General features: G+C 33.0%; 23 protein-coding genes. 3 read left to right on the top strand and 20 right to left on the bottom strand.

The annotated features are described in order from the left end of the window. Window positions 1-226 precede the first annotated feature (226 nt). Window positions 227-646 (bottom strand): CBS domain-containing protein, encoded by a 420-nt coding sequence (locus tag JC605_RS04290; RefSeq protein WP_198855020.1) that lies wholly within the window; start codon window positions 644-646, stop codon window positions 227-229. Between the two features lie 229 nt (window positions 647-875). Between JC605_RS04290 and rbfA the strand changes: the two genes are divergently transcribed. The 3 genes from rbfA (at window position 876) to JC605_RS04275 (ending at window position 4,065) form a co-directional block, all read left to right on the top strand. Continuing rightward, a complete protein-coding gene (gene rbfA, locus JC605_RS04285) occupies window positions 876-1,268 on the top strand; it encodes a 30S ribosome-binding factor RbfA (RefSeq protein ID WP_095930618.1) in 393 nt (130 codons plus the stop codon). A 1-nt stretch (window position 1,269) separates the two neighbouring features. Further along, complete coding sequence (locus tag JC605_RS04280; RefSeq protein WP_198855019.1) at window positions 1,270-2,469, top strand: FtsX-like permease family protein; 1,200 nt, start codon at window positions 1,270-1,272, stop codon at window positions 2,467-2,469. Between the two features lie 168 nt (window positions 2,470-2,637). Continuing rightward, window positions 2,638-4,065, top strand: coding sequence for an MATE family efflux transporter (locus JC605_RS04275; protein ID WP_198855018.1), 1,428 nt, complete (start codon window positions 2,638-2,640; stop codon window positions 4,063-4,065). A gap of 149 nt (window positions 4,066-4,214) precedes the next feature. Here JC605_RS04275 and dusB read toward each other — a convergent pair whose 3' ends face one another. The 19 genes from dusB to JC605_RS04180 all read right to left on the bottom strand — a co-directional run bounded on the left by dusB (window position 4,215) and on the right by JC605_RS04180 (window position 23,972). Continuing rightward, on the bottom strand, window positions 4,215-5,207 hold the full coding sequence (dusB, locus tag JC605_RS04270; RefSeq protein WP_177211474.1) for a tRNA dihydrouridine synthase DusB: 993 nt from the start codon (window positions 5,205-5,207) through the stop codon (window positions 4,215-4,217). Between the two features lie 146 nt (window positions 5,208-5,353). After that, window positions 5,354-6,649 carry a phenylacetate--CoA ligase family protein gene (locus JC605_RS04265; protein ID WP_198855017.1) on the bottom strand — a complete coding sequence of 432 codons (1,296 nt, stop codon included), beginning with the start codon at window positions 6,647-6,649 and terminating at the stop codon, window positions 5,354-5,356. Next, a complete protein-coding gene (locus JC605_RS04260) occupies window positions 6,646-8,310 on the bottom strand; it encodes a C45 family peptidase (RefSeq protein ID WP_198855016.1) in 1,665 nt (554 codons plus the stop codon). Before JC605_RS04260 ends, JC605_RS04265 begins: the two co-directional genes overlap by 4 nt. A 7-nt stretch (window positions 8,311-8,317) precedes the next feature. Continuing rightward, window positions 8,318-9,835: an NAD(P)/FAD-dependent oxidoreductase gene (locus JC605_RS04255; protein WP_198855015.1), complete on the bottom strand. Its 1,518-nt coding sequence runs from the start codon at window positions 9,833-9,835 to the stop codon at window positions 8,318-8,320. Beyond that, complete coding sequence (locus tag JC605_RS04250) at window positions 9,832-13,509, bottom strand: 1-acyl-sn-glycerol-3-phosphate acyltransferase (RefSeq protein WP_198855014.1); 3,678 nt, start codon at window positions 13,507-13,509, stop codon at window positions 9,832-9,834. The genes JC605_RS04255 and JC605_RS04250 overlap by 4 nt, the downstream gene beginning before the upstream one ends. A 95-nt stretch (window positions 13,510-13,604) precedes the next feature. Then, window positions 13,605-14,774 (bottom strand): DUF2062 domain-containing protein, encoded by a 1,170-nt coding sequence (locus tag JC605_RS04245; protein WP_198855013.1) that lies wholly within the window; start codon window positions 14,772-14,774, stop codon window positions 13,605-13,607. A gap of 16 nt (window positions 14,775-14,790) precedes the next feature. Next, complete coding sequence (locus tag JC605_RS04240; RefSeq protein WP_177211468.1) at window positions 14,791-15,276, bottom strand: hypothetical protein; 486 nt, start codon at window positions 15,274-15,276, stop codon at window positions 14,791-14,793. Window positions 15,277-15,278: 2 nt separating this feature from the next. Further along, window positions 15,279-15,650, bottom strand: coding sequence for a 3-hydroxyacyl-ACP dehydratase (locus JC605_RS04235; RefSeq protein ID WP_198855012.1), 372 nt, complete (start codon window positions 15,648-15,650; stop codon window positions 15,279-15,281). A gap of 5 nt (window positions 15,651-15,655) precedes the next feature. After that, on the bottom strand, window positions 15,656-16,267 hold the full coding sequence (locus JC605_RS04230) for an outer membrane beta-barrel protein (protein WP_198855011.1): 612 nt from the start codon (window positions 16,265-16,267) through the stop codon (window positions 15,656-15,658). Window positions 16,268-16,269: 2 nt separating this feature from the next. After that, window positions 16,270-16,866 carry a porin family protein gene (locus JC605_RS04225; RefSeq protein WP_177211465.1) on the bottom strand — a complete coding sequence of 199 codons (597 nt, stop codon included), beginning with the start codon at window positions 16,864-16,866 and terminating at the stop codon, window positions 16,270-16,272. A gap of 37 nt (window positions 16,867-16,903) precedes the next feature. Next, a complete protein-coding gene (locus JC605_RS04220) occupies window positions 16,904-17,539 on the bottom strand; it encodes a hypothetical protein (RefSeq protein WP_198855010.1) in 636 nt (211 codons plus the stop codon). Further along, on the bottom strand, window positions 17,505-18,131 hold the full coding sequence (locus JC605_RS04215; RefSeq protein ID WP_198855009.1) for an outer membrane lipoprotein carrier protein LolA: 627 nt from the start codon (window positions 18,129-18,131) through the stop codon (window positions 17,505-17,507). The genes JC605_RS04220 and JC605_RS04215 overlap by 35 nt, the downstream gene beginning before the upstream one ends. A 109-nt stretch (window positions 18,132-18,240) precedes the next feature. Continuing rightward, a complete protein-coding gene (locus tag JC605_RS04210) occupies window positions 18,241-19,026 on the bottom strand; it encodes a polysaccharide deacetylase family protein (protein ID WP_198855008.1) in 786 nt (261 codons plus the stop codon). Then, window positions 19,023-20,084, bottom strand: a complete 1,062-nt coding sequence (locus JC605_RS04205) for a beta-ketoacyl synthase N-terminal-like domain-containing protein (RefSeq protein ID WP_198855007.1) — start codon at window positions 20,082-20,084, stop codon at window positions 19,023-19,025. Before JC605_RS04205 ends, JC605_RS04210 begins: the two co-directional genes overlap by 4 nt. Further along, window positions 20,084-21,283, bottom strand: coding sequence for a beta-ketoacyl-[acyl-carrier-protein] synthase family protein (locus tag JC605_RS04200; RefSeq protein ID WP_198855006.1), 1,200 nt, complete (start codon window positions 21,281-21,283; stop codon window positions 20,084-20,086). Before JC605_RS04200 ends, JC605_RS04205 begins: the two co-directional genes overlap by 1 nt. A 138-nt stretch (window positions 21,284-21,421) precedes the next feature. Continuing rightward, the gene (locus JC605_RS04195) at window positions 21,422-21,679 is read right to left on the bottom strand and encodes a phosphopantetheine-binding protein (protein ID WP_111378796.1); all 258 of its coding nucleotides are present in this window, start codon (window positions 21,677-21,679) and stop codon (window positions 21,422-21,424) included. Window positions 21,680-21,681: 2 nt separating this feature from the next. After that, window positions 21,682-22,299 carry a 3-oxoacyl-ACP synthase gene (locus JC605_RS04190; RefSeq protein WP_198855005.1) on the bottom strand — a complete coding sequence of 206 codons (618 nt, stop codon included), beginning with the start codon at window positions 22,297-22,299 and terminating at the stop codon, window positions 21,682-21,684. A gap of 79 nt (window positions 22,300-22,378) precedes the next feature. Beyond that, the gene (locus JC605_RS04185) at window positions 22,379-23,530 is read right to left on the bottom strand and encodes a beta-ketoacyl synthase (protein WP_198855004.1); all 1,152 of its coding nucleotides are present in this window, start codon (window positions 23,528-23,530) and stop codon (window positions 22,379-22,381) included. A 112-nt stretch (window positions 23,531-23,642) separates the two neighbouring features. After that, entirely contained in the window at window positions 23,643-23,972 is a 330-nt protein-coding gene (locus JC605_RS04180; RefSeq protein WP_198855003.1) for a hypothetical protein, read from the bottom strand. Between the last annotated feature and the right edge of the window lie 19 nt (window positions 23,973-23,991).

The raw sequence follows: 23,991 nt of genomic DNA, 5'->3' as shown, positions 1-23,991 counted from the left end.
TTTAACTTATGAAGTATTGGTTTTGTTTTTGTCAAAAAAAAGTTAATATTTTATCAATAATAAAATTATTTAATATTTAAAAATAGATGTATTTTTTTGCTTATATCATTGTTAAAATGTAAAATAACCGATAATTTGTTTTTAGGAGAAAAATGAAAAATTGCAAAATAAAAGGCGACAAAAATAACTTCTGTCGCCTTTTACTAAAATTTATTAGATTGAATTTTTAATCGTATTGTTCTAAGAAATATTTCAAAACATCTGTTGTAGTAACAATTCCTTTCAATTCTCCATTGTCTACAACTGGAAGAGCATGAAATTCTTCTTTCACAAAAATTTCGGCCAAATCTCTTATTATAGTATCAGATGAAACAGTTTTGGGTTTAGAAGTCATAACCTGCGAAATAGTTAGCATTTCTAAAATAGCTTCATCAGCTCCATCTTGTCCATCAAATAATGCTCCAAAAGTTAAACGATTAATATCCGTACGACTAATGATTCCGACAACTTCTTTACCGTTTACAACCGGAATATGACGAATTGAGTTGGCCTTTAGTTTTTCAACAACCTTTTTTAAATCGTCATTTTGATTTACTGTAATAACGCTTTTAGTCATTATATGACTTAGTGGTTCTCTCTTTTTCATAATTTGATAGTGTTAGATTTATATCAAATATGTAAATTATTTCTGAGGAAAATAATGATATATATCAGTTTTGAGACATGAACTCAAGTTAGATTTTTTATAAGAAAATGATAAAAGAGAATAAGGAATTTTATTTAAATTTAGTTTTATGCGAAAACAATACTAAATTCATTCTTTTAGTTGAGTGCAAATTGTGAGTATTGAATTTAAAAAGTAGTATTTTTGCAGTATGGAAACAAATAGACAGAAAAAAATAGGCGGTGTTATTCAGAAAGATCTGGTTGACATTTTGCAAGGTGAAGTGAGAAAAAACGGAATTACAAACTTGGTAATTTCTGTATCCAAAGTGAGTGTAACTACAGATTTGTCTGTGGCAACAGTTTATCTAAGCATTTTTCCGCAAGAAAAAGCCAAAGAAACTTTAGAAGCAATCAAAACCAATACAACTTTAATCAAACATGATTTGTCGCAACGTGTTCGTTTGCAATTACGTCGTGTTCCGAATTTAGTATTCTTTATTGATGACTCTTTAGATTATATAGAGAAAATCGACAATGCACTTGCTGGAAAAGAAAACCCAATTGAAAATCGTGATCTTTTAGAAAAAAGAAGAAAGTCGTAATTTGAATTTCCCTTTATACATAGCCAAACGTTATATTTTTAGCAGCAGTAAAAACAATGCTATAAATATTATCAACCGCATTGCCAGCATGGGAATCATTGTTGGTACAATGGCTTTGTTTGTGGTTTTATCTGTTTTTAGCGGATTAAAGGTTTTTAGTCTTTCGTTTACAAACGAAATTGATCCGGATTTAAAATTAACAAGTACCTACGGAAAATCTTTTTTATTTGCACCAGATCAGGAAAATCAGATTAAGAAAATCAATGGTGTTGCTTCTTACACTAAAATAATAGAAGAACGTGTTTTGTTTCTATTTAAAGACAAACAGCAAGTTACTTACTTAAAAGGAGTTGACAGCATTTACCCCGTTGTTAATGATATCAAGAAAAAACTCTTTAATGGCCAATGGCTTAAACCAGATAGTTTTCAAGTTGTAATTGGTTATGGATTAGCTCAAAATTTCTCAATGGGAATTCTTGATTTTGAAAATCCGCTTCAGATTTTTGCACCAAAACCAGGAAAAGGAGCAATCGAGAACCCCGAAGAAGCTTTCACAAAAACAGATGTTTTACCTGTTGGAATTTATTCTATCAGTGAAGACTTAGATTCAAAATATGTATTCGCAGATTTAAGTTTAGTGCAGGAATTGTTAATGTACAAACCCAATCAGATTTCTGGAATTGAATTTAAATTAAAAGAAAACGCAGATGAAGACGCAATAAAAAAACAGCTTAATTCTATTTTTAAAAATAAAGTTACTTTAAAAAATAGAGCACAGCTGAATGAGTCTTTGTATAGAATGCTAAATACCGAAAACATTGCCGTTTATCTTATTTTTACATTAGTTATCATTGTGGCGCTTTTTAATTTGATTGGAGCCTTAATTATGATGATTTTAGAAAAGAAAGGAAATCTTAAAACCCTTTTCAATTTAGGAACAGACATCAATGGGCTTCGCAAAATATTTTTGCTTCAAGGAACCTTATTAAGTGTTTTTGGAGGTTTAATTGGACTTGCTTTAGGGATAATCCTCGTAATATTGCAGCAGAAGTTTGATCTTATTATGATTACACCAACTTTGGCTTACCCAGTTGTCTTTACAGTAGAAAATGTTCTAATTGTAATGACAACGATTATTTCTCTAGGTTTTGTTGCTTCACTAATTGCAAGCAGTCGAGTGAGTAAAAAACTACTTGACTAATAACTACTTAAGAAATATTAAGTATATTTACCGCCTTAAAAACTACAGCATATGATTGTTTCTGCCTAATCCTATTTTATTTTTAGAATAATTAGGATACTTACGTTTTTACTTTTTTAGTTCAGATTTATACATCTGAACCAATTTTATCATTTATCCTAAAATATCATGACAGAAACATCTATAAAGGAAAGTTTTATTTCCAAAATTTTTACCACTTTAAAACAAGCCTTAAAAGGCGACGAATCTTTTGATTATACTTCTGGAAGTATAAAAAAAGCCGTAATTCTATTGGCCATTCCGATGGTTTTGGAAATGATGATGGAATCAGTTTTTGCTTTGGTCGATTTATATTTCGTGGGGCATTTAGAACATAGCAGTTTTGCTATCCAGACCGTTGGATTAACCGAATCTGTGCTAACTGTAATTTATTCGCTCGCTATCGGAATGAGTATGGCCGCAACTGCAGTAGTTGCACGACGTATTGGCGAAAAAGATCCTGTTGCTGCAGCTAAAGCGGGAATGCAAGCCATTATCATTGCATTTGCAATTAATAGTATAATGAGCATTTTGGGAATTATATACGCAAAAGATATTTTAATTTTAATGGGTTCTTCTGTAGAATCGGCCGAACATGGTTTCCGTTTTACTCAGATTATGATTGGTTCTAGCTTGTGTATCATGCTTTTATTTCTAATTAACGGAATTTTCCGCGGAGCTGGAAATGCCGCCATTGCAATGAAAAGCCTTTGGATTGCAAATATTTGTAATATTATTTTATGTCCAGTTCTAATTAATGGTTTCGGACCAATTCCTGCTTTCGGACTAGTTGGCGCAGCTTTAGCAACTACTATCGGAAGAAGTATTGGAGTTTTGTATCAGGTTTATCATTTATTTTTTGGAAATGGAATTTTAAAAATCAAAATACCTTATTTCGCACCCGATTTTAAACAGATACGAGCTTTAGTAAAAATTGCAGCACCAGGAATTCTGCAATTTGTAATAGCATCTTGCAGTTGGATTTTCTTAGCACAATTAGTCGCGACAACTGGAGGCGATCACGGTTCTGCAGGTTATCAAACCGCTTTAAGAATTATGATGTTTTTCATACTTCCAGCTTGGGGATTGAGTAATGCAGCTGCGACTTTGGTTGGACAAAATTTAGGAGCAAAACAAATTGAGCGCGCCGAAAAATCGGTTTATACAACAGCACGATACAATGTAATTTTCATGGCTACGATTATGATTATTACTTTGGTTTTTGGACAATATATTATTTCGTTTTTCACAAATGACGAACAAGTAAAAACTATTGCAATTGAAGCATTGCAGATTATGAGCATCGGATTTATTTTCTACGGAATCGGAATGGTTTTAATCAATACTTTCAATGGAGCAGGAGATACTTGGACACCAACAGGAATTAACTTTTTCGGATTTTGGCTATTTCAAATTCCGCTTGCTTTTGTTTTAGCCAAGCATTTCAATATGGGACCAACAGGAGTTTTTATTGCTATTCCTGTTGCTGAAACCGCAATCACTTTAGCGGGAATATTTTTCTATAAAAGGGGAAAGTGGAAAAGAGTTCAAGTTTAATAAACAAAAAAGACCTTCAAATTTTGAAGGTCTTTTTTTGTATCAATATTTTTTGCCAAAGTTAATCTTTGCGTATTTTTTGTCATTTCGACGAAGGAGAAATCTCCACAAAGAAGCTCGACAAAGATTGGACTTTTGTTATAAAATTTTTAAACAAACTCATATCCAGCATAAACTTCTTCAATCTCTTTCATAATAGCGAATAAATCTTCAGGGGCATCAGTTGTAACCAGTTTTTGTTTGAATTCTTTAAACGAATGAATTCCTTTAAAATAATTGGTATAATGACGTCGCATTTCAACAATTCCTAAGCGCTCGCCTTTCCATTCCATAGACCACATTAAATGATTTCTAGCCGCTTCAACACGATCAATAACCGTTGGAGCAGGTAAGTGTTCGCCTGTCTTGAAATAGTGTTTGATTTCGTTGAAAATCCACGGATAACCAATTGCAGCACGGCCAATCATGATACCGTCAATTCCGTATTCGTTTTTATATTTTAATGCTTTTTCAGGACTGTCGATATCGCCGTTTCCGAAAATAGGCATCGTAATTCTTGGATTATTTTTTACACGTGCAATATGCGACCAGTCAGAATGGCCTTTGTACATTTGTGCGCGAGTTCTGGCGTGAATAGTTAAAGCTTGAACACCAATATCCTGAAGTCTTTCTGCTACTTCATCAATATTAATTGAGCTATCATCCCAACCTAAACGCGTTTTTACTGTAACAGGCAAATCTGTTCCTTTGATAACCGCTTTCGTTAAACGAACCATCAAATCAACATCTTTTAAAACTCCTGCTCCAGCACCACGACAAACCACTTTTTTTACTGGACATCCAAAATTGATATCTACTAAATCTGGTTTTACAGTGGAAACAATTTTAGAAGACATTTCCATTGCTTCTTCATCACCACCAAAAATCTGAATTCCAACAGGACGTTCGTAATCAAAAATATCCAGCTTCATGCGGCTTTTTATAGCGTCACGAATTAATCCTTCCGACGAAATAAATTCAGAATACATCATGTCAGCTCCATGCGTTTTGCATAATCTGCGAAACGGTGGATCACTAACATCTTCCATCGGAGCTAATAATAAAGGAAATTCGGGTAATTCTATGTTGCCAATCTTGACCATCTTCGTAATTTTTTGCAAAATTACAACATTTAGTTCAATTAAAAAGATTCTAAGCTTCTAAGATGCTAAGGTTCTGAGTTTTTTATTCTTGTTTAATTTTTTAAAAAGAAAAACTTAGAGTCTTAGATTCTCAGTATCTTAGCAACTTAGAACGAAGTTCTATAATCAAAAAATCGAATTGGTTTTCGGCTCATCGGGTTAAAAACCAACGGATTCAAAACTTCTTTTGAAGCAAATTCTATTTTTGGAGTCACTCTCAATTTTGCTCTAAAGTGATCTTTTATTTCTTGCAAAAATTCTGGAGTTTGGTTTTTCACAGCAATTTTAATCAAGATTTCATCTGTTCCTAAATCGTTTGTAGAGATTTCGATAAGGTGATTTTCGATATTATCAAAACTGCTCAAAACATCGTTCATCGCTGGCGGATAAAGCGTTGTTCCTTTATATTTAATCATTTGTTTTTTGCGTCCAACAACTGGACCAACACGTAAAGTATTTCTTCCGCAAGCACAAGGCTCATCATGAAACTGAACCATGTCGCCCGTTTTAAAACGTAATAAAGGCATAGCTTCAATTCCTAAAGTAGTAAAAGTCAATTCGCCTGTTTCTCCATTCTTTACAGGCTGATTATTTTCGTCTAAAACTTCTACAATGATCAATTCTGGATGATGGTGTCCGCCTTTTCCGTGTTCACATTCTGTAAAAGCAGTGCTCATTTCGGTAGAAGCATAAGTCGAAAACAACTTAATATTCCATTTATCAGTGATTTTTTTGGATAAAATATTCATTGAAAAATCCTGTTCTCTCAAAGATTCACCAATACAGATGGCGCCTTTTATACTCGAATTATTATAGTCAATTCCGTGTATTTCAGCATATTCAATTAATTTCAAAAGGAAAGAAGGAACCGTAATCAAATAACTCGGATTGTATTTTAAAATAGAATCCCACTGCATTTCTGGAATTCCTGCACCAACTCGAATTACGCCCACTTTCAATTTTCTAAGACCTAAAAAATAAGCCAAACCAGCCATAAATTTTCGGTCAATTGTCGTCATCAATTGAACAACATCTCCTTCTGCAATTCCGGCGCAGGCAAATGAAATTGCTTCATTATAAGCCAAACGATCTAAGTCAGAATCGGTTAAACCAAAAGTAACGGGATCTCCTAAAGTTCCTGAGGTCGAAGCGTAATCTATAATTTTATGCTGCGGAACGCACAAAAAATCATCATTATATTGTTGTAAATCCTCTTTAGTAGTAACAGGTAAATGCTGTAAATCTTCCAGTGTTTTAACTTTGGAAATATCAATATTTTGTCCTGCAAAAAGTCTTTTGTAAAAAGGGGAATTTTCGCTGATGTAAGCTAAAAGTTCGGCTAATTTTTTTTCTTGAAAAATTTTAATTTCTTCTAAAGAATCTTTTTCTATTGCTGGAATCATTGTAATTTTCTTTTGACTTTTTTTAAATATTTTTCAATTTTTTCTTTATCAGGAACTGTAGTGATCTCGTGACTCAAAGCTTTTTCAAAATTCAGCTTTGCTTGTAGAAATTCCTTTTTTTGGTAAAAGTACAATCCTGTCTTATAATATACAACCCAATAATTAGGGTTTAACGCTTGATAATTCTGAAGAAACTCTAGAGATACAGTTTCTTTTTTTTCTAAAATAGAATCTATTTTATGATCTTCAATTTTGAACTTTTTAAAATTCTGAAAAGCAACTGTTTCCAAGAAAGGATCTTTTGCTATATTCAGATTTTCTTTCTGAAACGATTTTGTTTCATTTCTATTTTCGCTAAAAATTGAAGTCAAATCATAACAAACAAATTCGCCCAATTGAAACGGATTTGCCGAAACCCAAACTAATTTTTCTTTTGGTTTAAAGATAATTCCGTGATGTGCCAACAATTGATTGAGTGCTTTTTCGTTTCCATATCCTAAAGAAATGTTTTTTAAACCGTCTTTATTTCTAAGAATTTCTGATGCAATCTCAGGATTTACTTTTGGGTTTTCAGACAGCAATTCCTGCATTCTTTCGTAACGATATTCAGAATGGCTGTTGGCAATTTGTTCGAGATTTCGTTTATCTTCTTTGAAAGCTTCTCCCTGAAAATGATTGGAACAAATTAACTGATCGCTGTTTGGAACATCATAAACGTCCATTTTATCCGGAGAAACTTCAATTAAAATGGCTTTGTTATCATTGGCGCTTCCAACCATAATTGATTCAGAAACAAAGACTTTTCTTTTTTTTGCAATAACAATAGCTTCATCTAGATTTTTGGCATGCTGTAAAATTTCGCGAGTCAAGATAGAAATCGGTGTTTTCGCGCTAAGCGGAATTTTAGATTTCGAAGCATTTATCGTTACAGTCAATCCTTCGTAATTCATTCCAGAAACAGCGCCAATCATTCCTGGCCAAGTTACCATCATAAACGGATATCCTTCTTTTGGTTTGATAAAGGCTGCGATTTTATTTTCCGCGAAAGCGTCATTCACATAAAAATCAAAATTTCGAGCCAGAATTAAATTTCCATCTTCAGATTTTTCGTCCCAAGCCGCAAAAGAAGAACAGCCAACTAAAGCCAAATCCTGTAAAGCGTGTCCAATATCATGTGCGGCATGTAAGTACAAACCGCGCTGATATTGCGGTGCGATATTATCAAAGTCGTTCGAAGTATATTGAGAAACACCGTAAATCTCCGTTTGATATTCGTCAGGAACATTCAGATACAATTTTCGATTGTACCATTTTAAAAACTGACGAAGCATTTTCTGCTGGAATTTTGACGGAATTAAATCGGTTATTTTGGAGAAAAAAATGCGTTGCTGTTTGTGTAAAAGTGAATCTGTCAGAGCACCAGTCGAAAGTCCGATTTCGAGCGGATCGCCTTCTACATATAATTCCCAAAGACCTTGTTTGTTTTTTAAAAGTGAGTTTTTTCCAGAAATAAAAATACTGTCAGATAATTTGGTGACAGCAGGTTTTGTATCATTTAAACCGGTAAGATCTGGAGTGTGTTTTTTTGATTTTGAAGTACCGCAGGAAATCATCAAACTTAAAAAACCGATGAGGAAAATATAAAGAATTCGGTTTTTCATAATGAGATTATTCAGATGCTTTTTTAATTTTTTCGAGCAGATATTCTTTTCCTACAATTTCTGAGCAGGTTATAACCGCTCCGACCGTAACTCCTAAGACACCGTGCATGTTGATACTTTGGCCTGTAAGATAAAGATTTTCTACCTTAGTTTTAGTCGGAATTAAAGTTTTCATCGGATTATTAGAATCTTTAACATATCCGTACATATTTCCGCCGTCTCCGCCAATATAATCACGATAAGAAAGTGGAGTAGAAGTATGCACTGATTTGATGCAATCTTTTATGCCAGGAAACTTTTTCTCTATTTCTTCTAAAAATTGGGTTGCTTTTTTAGCTTTGAAATTCTCATAACTTTCCCCTCGATCATTTTCTTCAAAAGTAGTATTGAAAGTGTTTTCCCAAGCTTTGACATCATCATATTTCATATAAGTCAAAAACGTCATTCCGTCTGCCCATTCTTCATCTTTTTTCGACGGATTCATAGAAGCCATAAATGTTTTTGGCCATGAATTTTCATCATATTCATAAGCAGTCCAAACATCATTTGTACTTTTAAAATGATAGTAATTGTGATTGATGTATTTAAAAGTTTTAGGTTTAAAAACGATATACAAACTGAAAGCAGAAAGTACGTTTTCTAAATTTTGAATTCTATTAAAAAACGGTTTTCTAAAGTTTTCCTGACCCGCCATTTTCAAAGTCGTTTTTGGTTCGATGTTCGAAATAAAATACGATCCAGAAACTTCGGTTCCGTCTTTCATTTGTACAGAATTTACCTTTTGGTTTTCGACTTCGATTTTGGTGACTTCTTTATGTTTGAAAAACTCGCCGCCATATTTTTTAAGCTGTTTCAGCAATTGTTTGGTAATCTGACTTCCGCCATTTACGCAACGCCAAGAACTTTCGATATACGAATTGACGACAAGCGCATGAACGTAAAAAGGCGATTTATCTGGAATTCCGGCGTAGAGAAAATTGGATCCCGCCAGAACTGCTTTTAGTTTTTCATTTTCAGTAAACGAATCGATGGTTTCTTTCGCGTTGAGCGCTAAAATTTCATCATCATATTTTCCTTGCGATTCTAGATTGTAAAGCGGAAATGTTTTGCAGACTTCTTTTATTTTCTGGCAGTATTGTTCGAGATTTTCCTTTTCTTCAGGAAAGTATTGCGTTAGTTTTTCAATGAAATTTTGAAAACCTTGCGCGTGCGGATATTCGGTTTTATCATCATCAAAAGAAATAATATCAAAACCATTTTCATCTAATTTTTTCAGATTCAAATGATCCATTATTCCGATATATTTGAAATACTGATGAAGATTTTGGCCTTCTCCTAAACCTCCGATATAATGAATTCCCGTATCAAAAATAGTTTTATCTCTAACGAAAGTCTGAAGATTTCCGCCATATTGATTGTTTTTTTCGAGTACACAAACGCTGTAGCCTTCTTTTGCCAGAATAACAGCAGAAACCAATCCGCCTAAACCGCTGCCAATTATAACTACATCGTATTGTTTTTTCATCCTTTTTTCTTTAAAACTAGTAAAGCATTTTCTTCAGAAACAATTTCAAAATTCTCAAACTGACTTTTTAAACGAGAACAATTGACTAAAATTATAAAAGAAACGTTTAGAATCCGTTTTTCGATTTCATCGTGATAGTTTTCGTCAGAAATTAAAACAATATCATATTGATTTTCAATTGCCGATTCTAACTTTTCGAGATATGTTATTTTTCTCTTTTTAACTAAATAATTCGTTTTGGCAACTAGCAATTTTTCTTCATCATTTATAAAAGAAAATATTTTTCGTTGCGGTTCGTGCAAAGCCAATAAAACATCCAATTGCCCGTAATCACTTCCTAAATGAAGGATTTTTGCTTTTGGCTGAATGTGTTTATTTAAGCTGTAATATGTTTCGAGATTCTGTTTCAAATCCTTTTTTACACTTTGCCCAATTTCAATTTCTTTGTAATCATAACTGTTGATTAACATTGTTTTGAAATAATCTGGACCTTCAAGTTCTTGTCTAATTTTGCGATATTCTGCTTTAAAGAACGAACTAATTTGTTTGGTTCTTTCGGCATAATTATTTCCAAACGAAAGATCATCTGGAGCAATTCGTTCTAAAATTGTAACTGTCAATTTTCCGTGGTGAATCACAAAATCACCTTTTGGAATTAGTTCTGAAGCACCATGAATAACAACCGGAATAATATCCAGTTTAAATTCTTCGGCAAGGAAAAAAGCACCTTTGTGGAATCGCTTAATGACATTGCTTTCGGAACGAGTTCCTTCTGGAAAAACCATTAACGAATAGCCTTGTTCTATTTTTTTTCTTAAATGTTCAACGCCGCCTTCAAGACCTTCAGAAACGGGATAAAAACCTGCTTTTCTAACAACACCGCCAAAAATAGGAGAATTGTACACCCAATCGCTTACCAAGAAAATGATTTTTGGGCTTAACATTCCGATTGAAAGAATATCTAGAAATGAAGAGTGATTAGCAATAATTACGGCCGGTTTCTCAAAAGTTTCATTGAAATTATTAATGACTTTTTTGCGAATAAAAGGATTTGAATACAATACCGATTTCATGAATTTTGAAATCACATATCGGAAAGCTTTCATTTTTGATTTTTTACTAAAAGGCAAAATCGGCATAATAGTAAAACTGAAAATCGACATTACAATGCCGCCTAAACCATAATAAGCAAACGAAATTACACCATGAACAAATGTTCGCAATTGAAAAGGAGGATTTCCTTTTTTGGGACGATTCGATAAAAACAGTTTGAATAAAATCGGATAGAAAATGAAAGTAATAATCAGCGCAGCAAAAACCCCGATTAATGAAACCAGCGAAATGGAAGTAAGAGCAGGATGTTTGGCAAAAATCATTGCACCGATTCCTAAGATTGTAGTGATAACTGCTAGAATAATTGATGTTCTATAAATGGCAATTTCGTTAACGCCATTGGTATATTCTTTTTGCAAGGCACTAGTCATGAAGATACTGAAATCGACTCCGTGACCAAAAATCAAGGTGCAGACAATCATACTGAAAATATTCATTTGAATGCCAAAAATGCCCATAATTCCTGCGGTCACAATTCCTGTTAATGCAATTGGAATACAGCTTATGATTACTAATTCGATTCTTCGGAAAAAGAAAAATAGAATTAAAATTACGGCAACAAATGAATAATTGACAAGCGAATTAAAATCGGTTTTTAGAGTGCTGAAAAACGTTTCGTTCATCTGCTGGCGATCAATCGCAATTATGTTTTCTTTTGCGGAAGCCGATTTTACAAAAACATCTCGTTGTTCTGGCGATACTTTTACTAAAGTTGAGATAGTATAAAAACCATTTTTTTCGGTTATAAATTCTTGTAATTGAAGTGCTTTAATTTTTAGAAATTCAGCTGCAGAAACAGGTTTGAAATTGAAATCTAAATGATCAAAAAACAGATTGTATGTTGTGGGTTTAAAGCCAAGCTTTGAACCTTCAGCAATTAATTCAGATTTTACAAATTCTTTTTTCTGTGAAGTCCAGAACAAATTCCATTTTTTAATTTTTTCAATTTGAGCTTGTTGCGAAAGGACAATGCCTCCAACGGAGCTGAAATTTAAAATTTTATCCTGATTTTTTGCTGCAGATAAATCATCAAAAAGTTTACTATTATGCTGTAAAGCTTCTTCCATGGTTTTTCCGTAAGAAGCGACATAAATCGTTTTGGAAGTTAAACTCGTGCTTTCTTCCAATTGTTTTTCGGCAGCTTTGATTTCTTTCGGAATAAAATTCAGCTGAGATAAATCGTTATTAAAACCAACATCATTATAAGTAAAACAGCAGATAATGGTAATAATAACGCAAAGTCCGATTAAGATTTTATTGTTGTGAAAAGAAAAATGAGCCATTTTATCGATCACATTCTTTTTATGTTCTGCCGGATTTTCTTTTGGTTTGTACAAATGCGGAACAATCAAAAGCGAGAAAACTCCCGTTGCCATAACGATAACAGCAGCAAAAATTCCGAGATCGTTTAAGGCATCCGATTTTACAAAAAGCAGACATAAAAAAGCAACAGCAGTTGTAGAACTGCTCATGATGACTGGCATTGTAATGTCTTTGTACAATGTCTTTACATCACTATTATGTTTGTAATGCGTGAGAATGTGAATAGAATAATCTATCGTAATTCCCAATAAAATAGAACCAATTCCTAATGAAATTGCTGAGATTTGTTCTCTCACAAAGTATAAAAACGCAACCGCAAACAAACCGCCAAAAACGGTCGGCAGAAAAATAATCAACGGAATTAAGACTTTTCTATAAAATAAAATCAGAATCAGCATTAAAGTAAACATCGCAATAGATGTCGTTAAAATAATATCTCCTTTAATCTGATTGGCATTGGCAACGGCAATTAAAGCAGAACCAAAATAACTGATAGACGTTTTTCCTTTAAATTGTGTATTTAGATTTTCCTGAATCGATTTCAGTTTTTCTGCAAAAATGGTATTCTTTTCTGTTTCGCTCGACGGAATATTGGATGTGATAAAAAGCAGTAATTTCTTTTTATCTTTCGTCATTACAAAACCATTTTCGAGCGTAAAATCATCGCCAATATTTAATTGCTGTAATTTTTTTAGAGCAATAAAAGAAATCCCAAACGGATCTTGCAGAATAAAATCTTTGGTTATAAATCCCGAAGGAGAAATAATCGATTTGTAATTTCCTTGAACGGTTGCTGCAATACTGTCTTTTTGAAGTTTCTTTTCGATAGCAACATAATCTTTATCATCTAGAAAAAGCGGAAGATTATTGTAAACAAAATCGATAGTTTCCTGAATGTTTTCTTCGTCAATTTTTCCTTGAATTCCTGTTATATATGGCTTGCAAGATTTAGAAACGCTGTCGGAAAATATAGTTGCCATTTCTTTCAAATCTTCGGCAGAACCATTTTTATCCAAGCTAAAAATTACGGTGGTTTTATCGGCAAAGTTTAATTGTTTTAAGACTTTGGCAGTAACATCGGTTTTATCGTTGGTTGGAATAAGTTTGGTGATATCTTCTTCAAACTTTAATCTTGAAGCGAAAAATCCAAAAACTAGAAGCATCAGAACAGCCAAAATAACCGAAAGAGATTTTCTTCGGTTTACAAATAAATGAATGGCGTAGAAGTATTGATGCATGGTTGTTTTATAAAGTTTTTTGCCACGAATTTCACAAATTTCCACGAATTAATTTGTGTTAATTGGTGAAATTCGTGGCGAAAATAAATAGATTTTTATTCGATGCGTTTCTTGGTAAAAGTGGTTAAAAGCAAATAACTTATAAGACCAACTGATAGTGCTGAAACGGTTGCTAAAATAAGACTTCCTACGATATATTGCGTAGCATTTTTTTGAATATCATCGAGAGTAATTGAACTGTCCAAAACCAGTGGCGCATCGCTAGAAACGAAAATACTTCCAACTTGAAGTGAAGCATAAATAATAAACGGAATAAAAGGCGGGAAACTTACATTTGAAGTAAGGTAAGCAATGACTTTGTTGAGTCTGAACAAAGCGGCAAAAGTAAAAAGCAATATGGTTTGAAATCCCCAGAAAGGAGAAAGTCCGATAAAAATACCTAAAGCAATGGCGGCCGATTTTTTAAAATTAGAATCGTTGCTTTCTAGAATATCTTCTAAAAAGAATTTTTTAAACCCTTTTTTTTTAGCTCTTCTAAAAAAATCTCTTGGCTTTATATACAGCAAAGCATTGGTGACCAAAACCGTATTTAAAATGCTGATTCGGGTAAAATCTTGAAACGGACGAAAATGCGAAACTCTTTCGGCAGGATCGTATAAAACCTGAATCGGAATATTTTTTACCACAATTCCTTTCCACGCAGCACGCACGATAACTTCGATTTCAAATTCAAATTTATTGGTATAAAAACGTTTTGGAAGCAATCGAAGCGGATACAATCTGAATCCAGATTGTGTGTCGTCTAGCTTAATTCCAGTTTCAAACTTGAACCAGAAATTAGAAAACTTGTTTCCAAAACTACTTTTCTTAGGAACATTTTCCTGAGTCATATTTCGGCTTCCAATCAAGAGAACATTTGGCTCTTCTTGAATTGCTTCTAAAAAAACAGGAATATCTGCAGCAAAATGCTGACCGTCAGAATCGATTGTAATGGCGTATTCAAAATCCAATTCCAATGCTTTTCTAAATCCGTTTCTGAGTGCTCGTCCTTTTCCTAAATTTTTAGGATGATGAATTTGAGTCAGTTGCGAATATGATTTTAGAATTTCGCTGGTAGAATCGGTTGAACCGTCATTAACAACAATGATATTTGTGGTGAAATCTAAAATAGAATCCAGTACTTTTTTCAGTGTTTTTTGGTTATTGTAAGTGGGTACAATAACGCAAAAGTTAGTTGAACTGAGTAATTCTTGCTGTGATTTCATGGGGAGTTTTTTGAGCTTACTTTACAAATTGCTTCTCTTTTTCGGAGAAACTTTTAGATTGTAAAACAAAGTCTTTAAGATAATCTTTCAAAGCGGCGCTTTGCGAAGCATAATACGTTGTTATGAATTTTTTATCTTCTTTAATATTTTTCTTGTAGCCAGTAATACCTGGAACATCTTCCTGAACACTCAATCGGATCATTCGCATTTCAATATTACTTGGATCACTTTTTATTGTAGCTTCAAGTAATTTTGCGCCTTCTTTAAAACGATCCATTTTCTGGCTTAATTTTTTTTCAAATTTAGAATCCAATAAAATAGAAGCCGCTTTATAAGCCACCAAAATTTTATCATCATTGCTTGAAACACCTGCAAGTTTGGCTACAAACTCTTTGGCATTGCTTTCTGATTTTGCTACATCAGAATACATTTTTCGGATTGAAGCCAAATCTGGCGTTCCAGCAAAATTCACCCATAAAAGTAATGTCAGTAACAGTTTCATAATTATATTTTTTTGTACACCGTGCTCAATTTAAGAGCAGTTGTGTCGTTAAAGTAAGTCGTGTTTTTCACTTTTACTAAATTGTCTTCCGTTGTGGTAACATCCAATTCCAATCGTAATTCTGGAGTAACCTCCGGATTAATCAGCGCCATGAATTTTACATTAGCCAAAGACTGAATCATCAGCGAGCTTTTGGTAATCGATTCTGTAAGTTCTTTGATAATCTGAATCATGCAAACACCAGGCATAATAGGATTTCCGGGGAAATGTCCTTTAAAAACCTCATGTTTCTCATTGACTAAAATTGTAATAATATATTTTGAATCAGATACTTTTTCTTCTGATAGTATTTTATAAAAATCTTGTAAAATCATATTTTTTATTTTCCAAATGAATAGGAAACCCCTAATTGAAAATTAATATTCGTGTTATAATCTCCAAATAAATAATAATTATTGGAGTCATTTTGATAATAATCGCTGCTTAAAATATCAAGCAGCCCTTTTTTGAATCGCGCTTCAAATGTCAAACCAGAAGGCAGGGCATAGGCAACTCCTAAAACCAAACCAAGATCATTTTGTGCTTTTCTCACAGCAAGATTATCATTCAATAAAATATCTAATGTTGGTCCTGCTTGAAATTGAATTCCTACTGGTAAAGTAAATTTATTCATCACAGAAAGAGACAAATAGTTTATATCAAGATCTAAATGTTCTACTTTATTGGTCTGTGTATTTTCATCAAAATAATTTCGAGCTACATTATTAGAACCTTGTCTGCTGTAATTAATCTCTGGTTGAAGGGCGTAAACTTTGGTTATTTTAATTTCTGTAAAACCACCAGCATAAAAATCAGTTTTATAATCGGCATGCATTTCAGAAATCGTCGAAAAACTAAATCCGGCTCTTAATCCAGGCTTTACGGTTACTTGTGCTTGTATATTTAAAACCAAGAAAAAAACAGCAATAAAGAAGAATATTTTTTTATTCATTTTTATTTTGTTTTAAATGTATAACTAATTCCGATTTGGAAAACTTGATTTAAGATTACATCATTATAGTAATATCCATTATTGTCATAATCATATCCGTTATAACCATAAATATCAATTAATCCTTGTTTAAGTCGAGCTTCAAAAGTTAAACCATTTGGCAAAGTATAACCAACACCTCCAACAAATGAAAGATCAAAATCTTCTGGGTTAGTATTTACATAATTATCACTAACTTTTAAATCTAAAGAAGGGCCTGCCAATAGATGAAAACCTCCACCTCCAAAGTTAAATTTTGCAACCGCTCCCAGTGTTATATAATTCAACTCATACTTTTCAGAATAATAACGGCCGTTTTCAAAATATCTTCCTTCATCACCTTGTCTAGAATAATTTATCTCTGGTTGAACCGAGAAAAATTTATTGAATTTAATATTTACCAATCCACCAACATAGAAATCTGTTTTAGAACTATTGTCATCAATATTCGTTAATGTTGATACATTCAAACCACCTCTTAGTCCTGGACTAACTTTTACTTGCGCTTCTGTTTGCATTCCGATTAATAAAACAAATGCAATTAAAACAAATTTTCTCATTTTGGGTTTGGTTTAAGTTTAGGATTAGTTTAAGTTTTTATTCTGATTTGAAATAATTCAGTTCAATTTTCAATTTAATATTCTGATGAATTATCTGAATCTTTTCGGCAAAAATATTGTTTTCTGAACTGAAAAGCAGTGTAAATTTTTCTTTTGTTTGAGAAGCATGAACGATCTTTTCTAATTTCTGATCTTTTTGGGAGATGAAAATATAATTGTCACGCTTGCCATCTGCCGATTTATATATGTCTGCCGATTCATTTTCGAATTGCTCTTGAATCGAATATTCTTTCTTTAAAAGCAATCGAAAATCTTCTTTTAAAGTATTGATCAAAATTTTTCGATCTAATTCTGATACAATAGAATTGACTTTAAAATCGGTATCTGAGATTTCAAAATCCATTAATTTGTTTCCGAATTCGGTTGTAAAAACTATTCGATGCGTAGTGTCATTTATTTTCTTGGCAATGAAAATTCCAGACAGTTCATTCCCGTAAACACTGATGTTGGTTTTATAAACATAATCGGTTTTTGAGTCTGAAAAATAGGGAACAGTATAAGATGTTTTGTCTAATTTTTTAGGCGTATAATTTTTTGTGACCGAGCCACAAGAAATTAAAATAATTGCCAGAAAGCAATTAATTAGTAAAAACTGAATCGTCGATTTTTGCATTGATCACTTTATTTTTAAGTACAATTCGAGTATAATCTTCAGATGATTCTAACAATTTTACCTGAACAACTGTTGCTTCTTCTTTGTCAAAAGTCAGTTCGATTTGTTTGATGTATTTTTTAAGCGTCGCATCTTTCGGAACAAATTTTGCCAGATTCTGACCTTTTAATTTAAAATACGAAATTGTAAATTCTTTATCATCAAACATATTTCCGCTCACACTTCCCACGATCAATTTATTAATTCGGGCAAAGATTTTACTGTTTCCAATATCAACAGCACTTTTCTTTCCTTCGTCGTTAATCAGGATTTTTCCGTTTTTGAAAGTGATGCTGTAATTGTACGGTTTTTTATATTGCCATTGAAGTAAAGCAGGTTCTTTAAAAACCATTTTTCCTGAAGTTTCAATGTCCTTCGATAAAAAATCTAAATGTTTATACTGAATAAAATCGGTACTCAAAGTCTTGATTTTTTTAGCCACAACATTTACATCTTGCTTAAAAGACGCAATTTCGACATCGGTCATTTTTTGTTCCTGCGCGAACAAATTGCCTGAAATAAATAGAATGAGTAGTGCTATTTTAGTTTTCATATTTTTTAAATTATGCTTTGTTTTTTCGCCACGAATTGCACCAATTTTCACGAATTTTTAATTTAATAAAATCCGTTTTTATCCGCGTCTTCGCGAAAGCGAATCTGTTTTATCCGTGTCCAACTTCATAAGCTTTAAGATCCAAAAGTTCTTCAATCGAAACCACTTCATAATTATTTTGCTGTAAAAATTGCAAAAACTGTTCCAGTACCAAAACAGAATGTTCTGCTGTATCATGCAAAAGTACAATTCCGCCGGGAGAAATATGCTTAATGAGTCGATTGAAAATTAATTCCTGATTTTGGGTTCCTCCGTCAAGCGAACGAATATTCCAGCCAATTGTTTTATGTCCGGTTACTTTTAAAGCTCTTCTTATCGAAGGAGTTGTAACTCCATAAGGCGGACGAAAAAAGTTGATTTTTTTTGAAGTGAATTTTTCCAGAAGAGCGTCTGTTTTCTGAAGTTCTTCGGTTATTTTTTTCGCATTATAAAAATCAAAAAATTTAGAATGTGAGTAGGAATGATTTCCAACGAAGTGCCCTTCATCAATCACTTTTTGGAGAATTTCAGGATGCGTTTCGATATTTTTTCCAATGCAGAAAAAGGTCGCTTTGGCATTGTATTTTTTTAAAAGTTCTAAAACTTCCAAAGTGTAAACGCTAGGACCGTCATCAAAAGTAAGTGCAATTTTTTTTTCTGTTTCTAACGGATTACTGCAAAATGCCTTTACATGATAATTAGAAGAAATTCGTGCAGAACCAAAAGCATTTATTCCGATCCAAATAAAAATTATAGCAAAAAAGAACCAGAAATTTATTGCAGTGTAAAGATTCAGAAGAAACAATAAAAGCAATAAAAAGATAAAAAACAGCGATATGTTTTTGTGCGTTATCATTTTGACAGCAGCGTAAAACTATGGTTTTTTCCGTTTAATTGATTGTATAATAAAATCGTTTTGTAATCTGATTTTTCGATAGCATTTACTTTTACGATTTCAGGAATTTCCTGAGTTTTCAAAATTTTAGCCGCCATCCAAAAAGCAAAAGCCGAAGCTGTATCGTATTCACCGCTCAAATGTTTGTAATATAAAATCGGAATTTGAGCAAATGCATTTTCAGCAAGATTTCTATAATAATTCTCAAAATCTGCATTTCCGTCAAAACCTAAAACAAGCGCGTCAAGATCTGAAATTTCTAAGTTATTTGATTTTAAGAACGAAACAATTGCTGCTTCAACTTCATTTTCTTCCAGAGTATTTACAATAGCAATATCTAGAAGTTCGGCATAAGAATTTTCTTTTCTTTCGTTTTCTAAAACAAAAAAATTGGCACCTTCACCATATACAGCACCGCTCGTTGTAGAATTTAAAACATCGTACGGAGCAGAATTATCTGCTTTAATGCGACCGTTTAGTTTAAAAAGCGAAGTAGTATAATCTCCATTTTCATCAACACCGCCCACTAAAATCGAATTAGCTTCAGCTTCTTCAATTTGCATTTTAGCATCAATAAGAGCCGATTCAAAAGAAACAGCACCATTCACATAGGTAAAATTATAACCTTTACATTGCTGTAAAAGTGCAATTTGTGCTCCAACGGTATTGTGAGTGGATTGGATGAAAGATGTCGGAGTTAAAAACTCTTCGTTATTATCTAAAATACTTTTTAGGAATTTTTCAGAATCTTCAATACAGCCTAAACCAGTTCCAGTAATAATGGCGTCAACTTTTTCAATATTGGCATCTTTCATAGCCAAAGCCGAAGCTACGATTCCGTTTTTTACACCTTTTGCCATTCTTCGGCTGGCAGCAGGCGAAATATATTCTTTGTATACTGGCGGAACAATTGCCAGTACATTTTCTTCATGATTTACAACAGCTTCTTCCAAAAAAACAGTATCAAATGTTTTTTGAGTCGAAATACAGCCTACTCCATTTATATATGTCTTCGTCATTAGCTTTTTGAAAATATAAGGGTTGAACAGTTTCCTCCAAAACCAAAAGAGTTGGATAAAACGTGCTCGATAGTTTTATTTTTTAAAGTTGTCTGTGGTTTCAAATCAAATTCTTCCATCGGAACTTCAAAATTCAAATTGGGGTAAACCACATTATTCTGAATTGCCAAAACACTGTAAACGGCTTCAATCGCAGCTGCAGCCGCTAATGTATGTCCTGTAAAAGGTTTTGTAGAACTGAAATCTGGAACTTTTTCGTTTTCATAAATTCGAAGTAAAGCTCTTCCCTCAGACAAATCGTTGTTTGGAGTTGCAGTTCCATGCACGTTGATGTAATCAATTTCAGAAGGTTTTAAACCTGAAACTTCAAACGCTTTTTTCATGGCCAAATAAGCGCCGTCTCCATTTTCTGAAGAAGCAGTTTGATGAAAAGCATCGTTGGCATTTCCGTAACCTGAAACTCTTGCCAATACTTTTTTGTTTTGTTTTGCTACAATTTCATCCGATTCTAAAACCAAAAAAGCGGCAGCTTCTCCGAGATTTAATCCTTTTCTGGTATTGTCAAAAGGCTTGTTGTAATCGTCAGATAAAATCATCAAAGTCTTGAATCCGTTGATGGTGAATTTTGCCAAAGCATCGGCTCCGCCAACAATTACGCGATCTAATTTTCCCGTTTTGATCAATCTTGCACCCAACATAATCGAATTGGCTGCAGATGAACAAGCAGTACTTATCGTTGTTACCATTCCTTTTAAACCTAATTCTTCAGCAATTTTTTCGGCAACATCTCCGCCATCGTGGCAAGTAATGTACTTGGTCAATTCTGGTTTTTCGAAATAATCGTAATAATATCTTTCCGTCATGTCCATTCCGCCCACGCTTGTAGCCGAAATAAGTCCCGTTCTAAATTCATTTATATCGGTAATGCCAGCATTTTCAACAGCTTGTTTTGCTGCCAAAGTGCCAATCATAGCGGTTCTGGAGAAATTATTATCCTCATTTAATTTCAGTTCATCAACAAGATCTTCGTTGGTTTTTTTGATTTCGCCAACTTTGATCATATCTGCATGAACAGTCGAAATATTTTGAATACGAGAAACACCGATTTTGTTTTCAATCAAGGAAATATAGTTTTCCTCAACCGAATTACCAATCGCAGAGATAATTCCCATTCCCGTTATTGCAACACCTCTTGCCATTTTAGATTTTAGATTTATAATTGTAGATTCTTAGAACTTTGTCAAAGTTTCAAACTTTGACAAAGTTGACGGATTTTTAAACATTTAAAATTTTAGATTCAGGATGGAATCTAAAATCTAAAGTCTAAAATCTGAAATCTATTTAGTTCTGTTAGCGCTGATATACGCCGCCATAGTTTCGATAGACTGGAAAATAGATTTCCCTTCTTTCGGATCTACTAATTTAATTCCGTAATCTTTATCTAAAATCACGATCAATTCAAGTGCATCAATCGAGTCTAAACCTAAACCATCTCCAAACAAAGGATCGTTATCAGCAATATCTTCTACTGCAATATCTTCAAGGTTTAAAGTTGTTATGATTTTATTTTTTAATTCTTCTTTTAATGCTTCCATGATTATTTATTGTATAATGTATTGATAGTCTCGTTTGTATATTTTGCATTTTCTTCTGTACTAATTGTACATAAAAAAGCTTTATAATTGTCGTTAAAATATTCTACCCAACCGCATAAAACTACATCTGCTTTATTCGTATTCAGAAGAATATTCGAATAATTCGACATAAATTCGGTGTTAAAGGTGTCAAATATAAAGAAAGAATTTTCACTTTTCAGCTGATGACGGATACTTATTTCGCCCAAACAAATATTTGGCAGCGTATAAACAAAGACCGCCGGACTCGGATAATAGTTTTCTTTGTCTGAAATAGATTCCTGATATTTTACATCGGTATCCAAACTTGACGATTTATTGGCCAAAACCAAAGCGATATTATTTTCCTGCTCCGTTGAGGTAATCGGACTCAAAAGCAATTCTGACCCTAAAAAAGCCAATTTGCTCAAAGCATCCATTTTGAAAAACTTTGGATATTGCATTTCAAAATTGCGATACGCTTGTTTAGAAAAATCAGCAAAATCAGTTGGTTCAATTTTGAATACAGAAGTTCCGTTCAAAACAATTTCGTTGTTTTGAATTGTGATGTAGGATTGTATGTAGGTTTTGTTTTGAGTCATTGTTTTAATTTAAACACTAATTTCACGAATTAACACAGATTTTGATTGGGTTTAAATGACACTAATTAATTCGTGAAAATTAGTGCAATTTGTGTTTTACTTTCTCAAAAACCACCGCCGTATTACAACCTCCAAATCCAGAAGCTGTTTTCAGAAAATAATCAATTTTCTTTTCTTCGTTTTTCTCAATAACATTGATAGCTTCACTAACCCCAATTTCATCAAAACCTTTCGATTCAAAAAGTTTATTTTGGTTGGCAGATTCTATTGCAATTACCGTTTCCAATAATCCCGAAGCGCCTAAAGTATGACCGTAAAATCCCTTTAAACTATTTACTGGAACATTCTGTAAATCTAAACGAGTTAGAGCAATTGCTTCCATTTCGTCATTATAAGGAGTCGCGGTTCCGTGTGCTGAAATATAATCTAATTTGTTCGCTTCAATTTGCGCTTCTTTCAAAGCATTCTGAATACTTCTGAACAAACCTTCGCCTGTTCTTGAAGGTCCAGAAATATGATTGGCATCGTTTATCGAACTGTCGCCAATTACTTTTATTTTAGCGTTTTTCGCTTCCGCCGAAATTAAAACGGCTGCTGTCGCTTCGCCTAAACTTACTCCAGTTCTGTTTTTAGAATAGGGTTTGCAAGGCTGCTCGCTCATCGCTTGGAAAGCATTAAAACCAGACAAAACAAATTCTGAAACTTCGTCGCCAGCCACTACAAAAATGTTGTCGTAAAGTTCAGATTGAATCATTCTTTTGGCAACAGAAACGGCTAAAATTCCAGAAACGCAAGCATTCGAAACTACAATGGGTTGTGTTTGGAATCCGAAGAAATTGGCAACGTTTTTAGCCAAAACATCTAAATGTGCGCTGTTGAAACTTTCTTCAGAATCATTTGCCAAAGCGGTTACATTTCCTTTTGTGGTAGAAAGTATAAAAGCCGTTTTTGAATTTAATTCTACATTTGAATTTTTGATAATCGGCTCTAAAGCTAAAATCATCATTTTCTCTAAACGGGAATATTTTGTCTCAGTACTAATTTTTGAAAAAGCACTGTTTATTTTTTCATCAGAAATAATCGAAGCATAAAAAGGATTCGGCATCAAAGAAACATCGTTATGAAGCTGAATTCCAGATTCACCGCTAAGAATGGCGCTGATATTAGATTCAACATCAAAACCTAAAGGTGTGATGCAATTTGTTTCTGTGATGTATATTTCTCTTAACATTTTAAATTTCGATTTCTCCTGCAAGGTTTTTAAAACCTTATTAGGTATGTTTTATTTTAAGCTTTTTATTTAATTCTATGCAGATTTTAAGCTGTTAGTTGATGACAATTCTCTATAATAAGTCAAGTGGTACAACATAACTAGCCGCATAGAGAAGATTTTTCTTTTCTTTTTTAAAATTTTCGAATGCGTTTTTATACCAATTAGAATCAAAAGGATTATTACCATAATCTTCTACAACAATTACATCATAAAATTCTTCATCAAACCAGGGTTCGATACCACTAATTCCAAGATTTAAACTCTCAACTCTATCTAATACTATTTTAAAATCTTCTTCCAAAAAATACTTTATAGATTCAGAATCGAATCCTGAATTTTTGTTTTCAAGATCAAAGAAAACATTTCGATTTAAATAATCAAACTTCTTTTCATATTCCATGTCAGCTTTATTTTTTCAA

The organism is Flavobacterium sp. IB48 (assembly GCF_016405855.1).
GTDB lineage: Bacteria > Bacteroidota > Bacteroidia > Flavobacteriales > Flavobacteriaceae > Flavobacterium > Flavobacterium ginsengisoli.
Note: the sequence above shows the minus strand (reverse complement) of the source record. Positions and strands in the feature narration are given on the sequence as shown.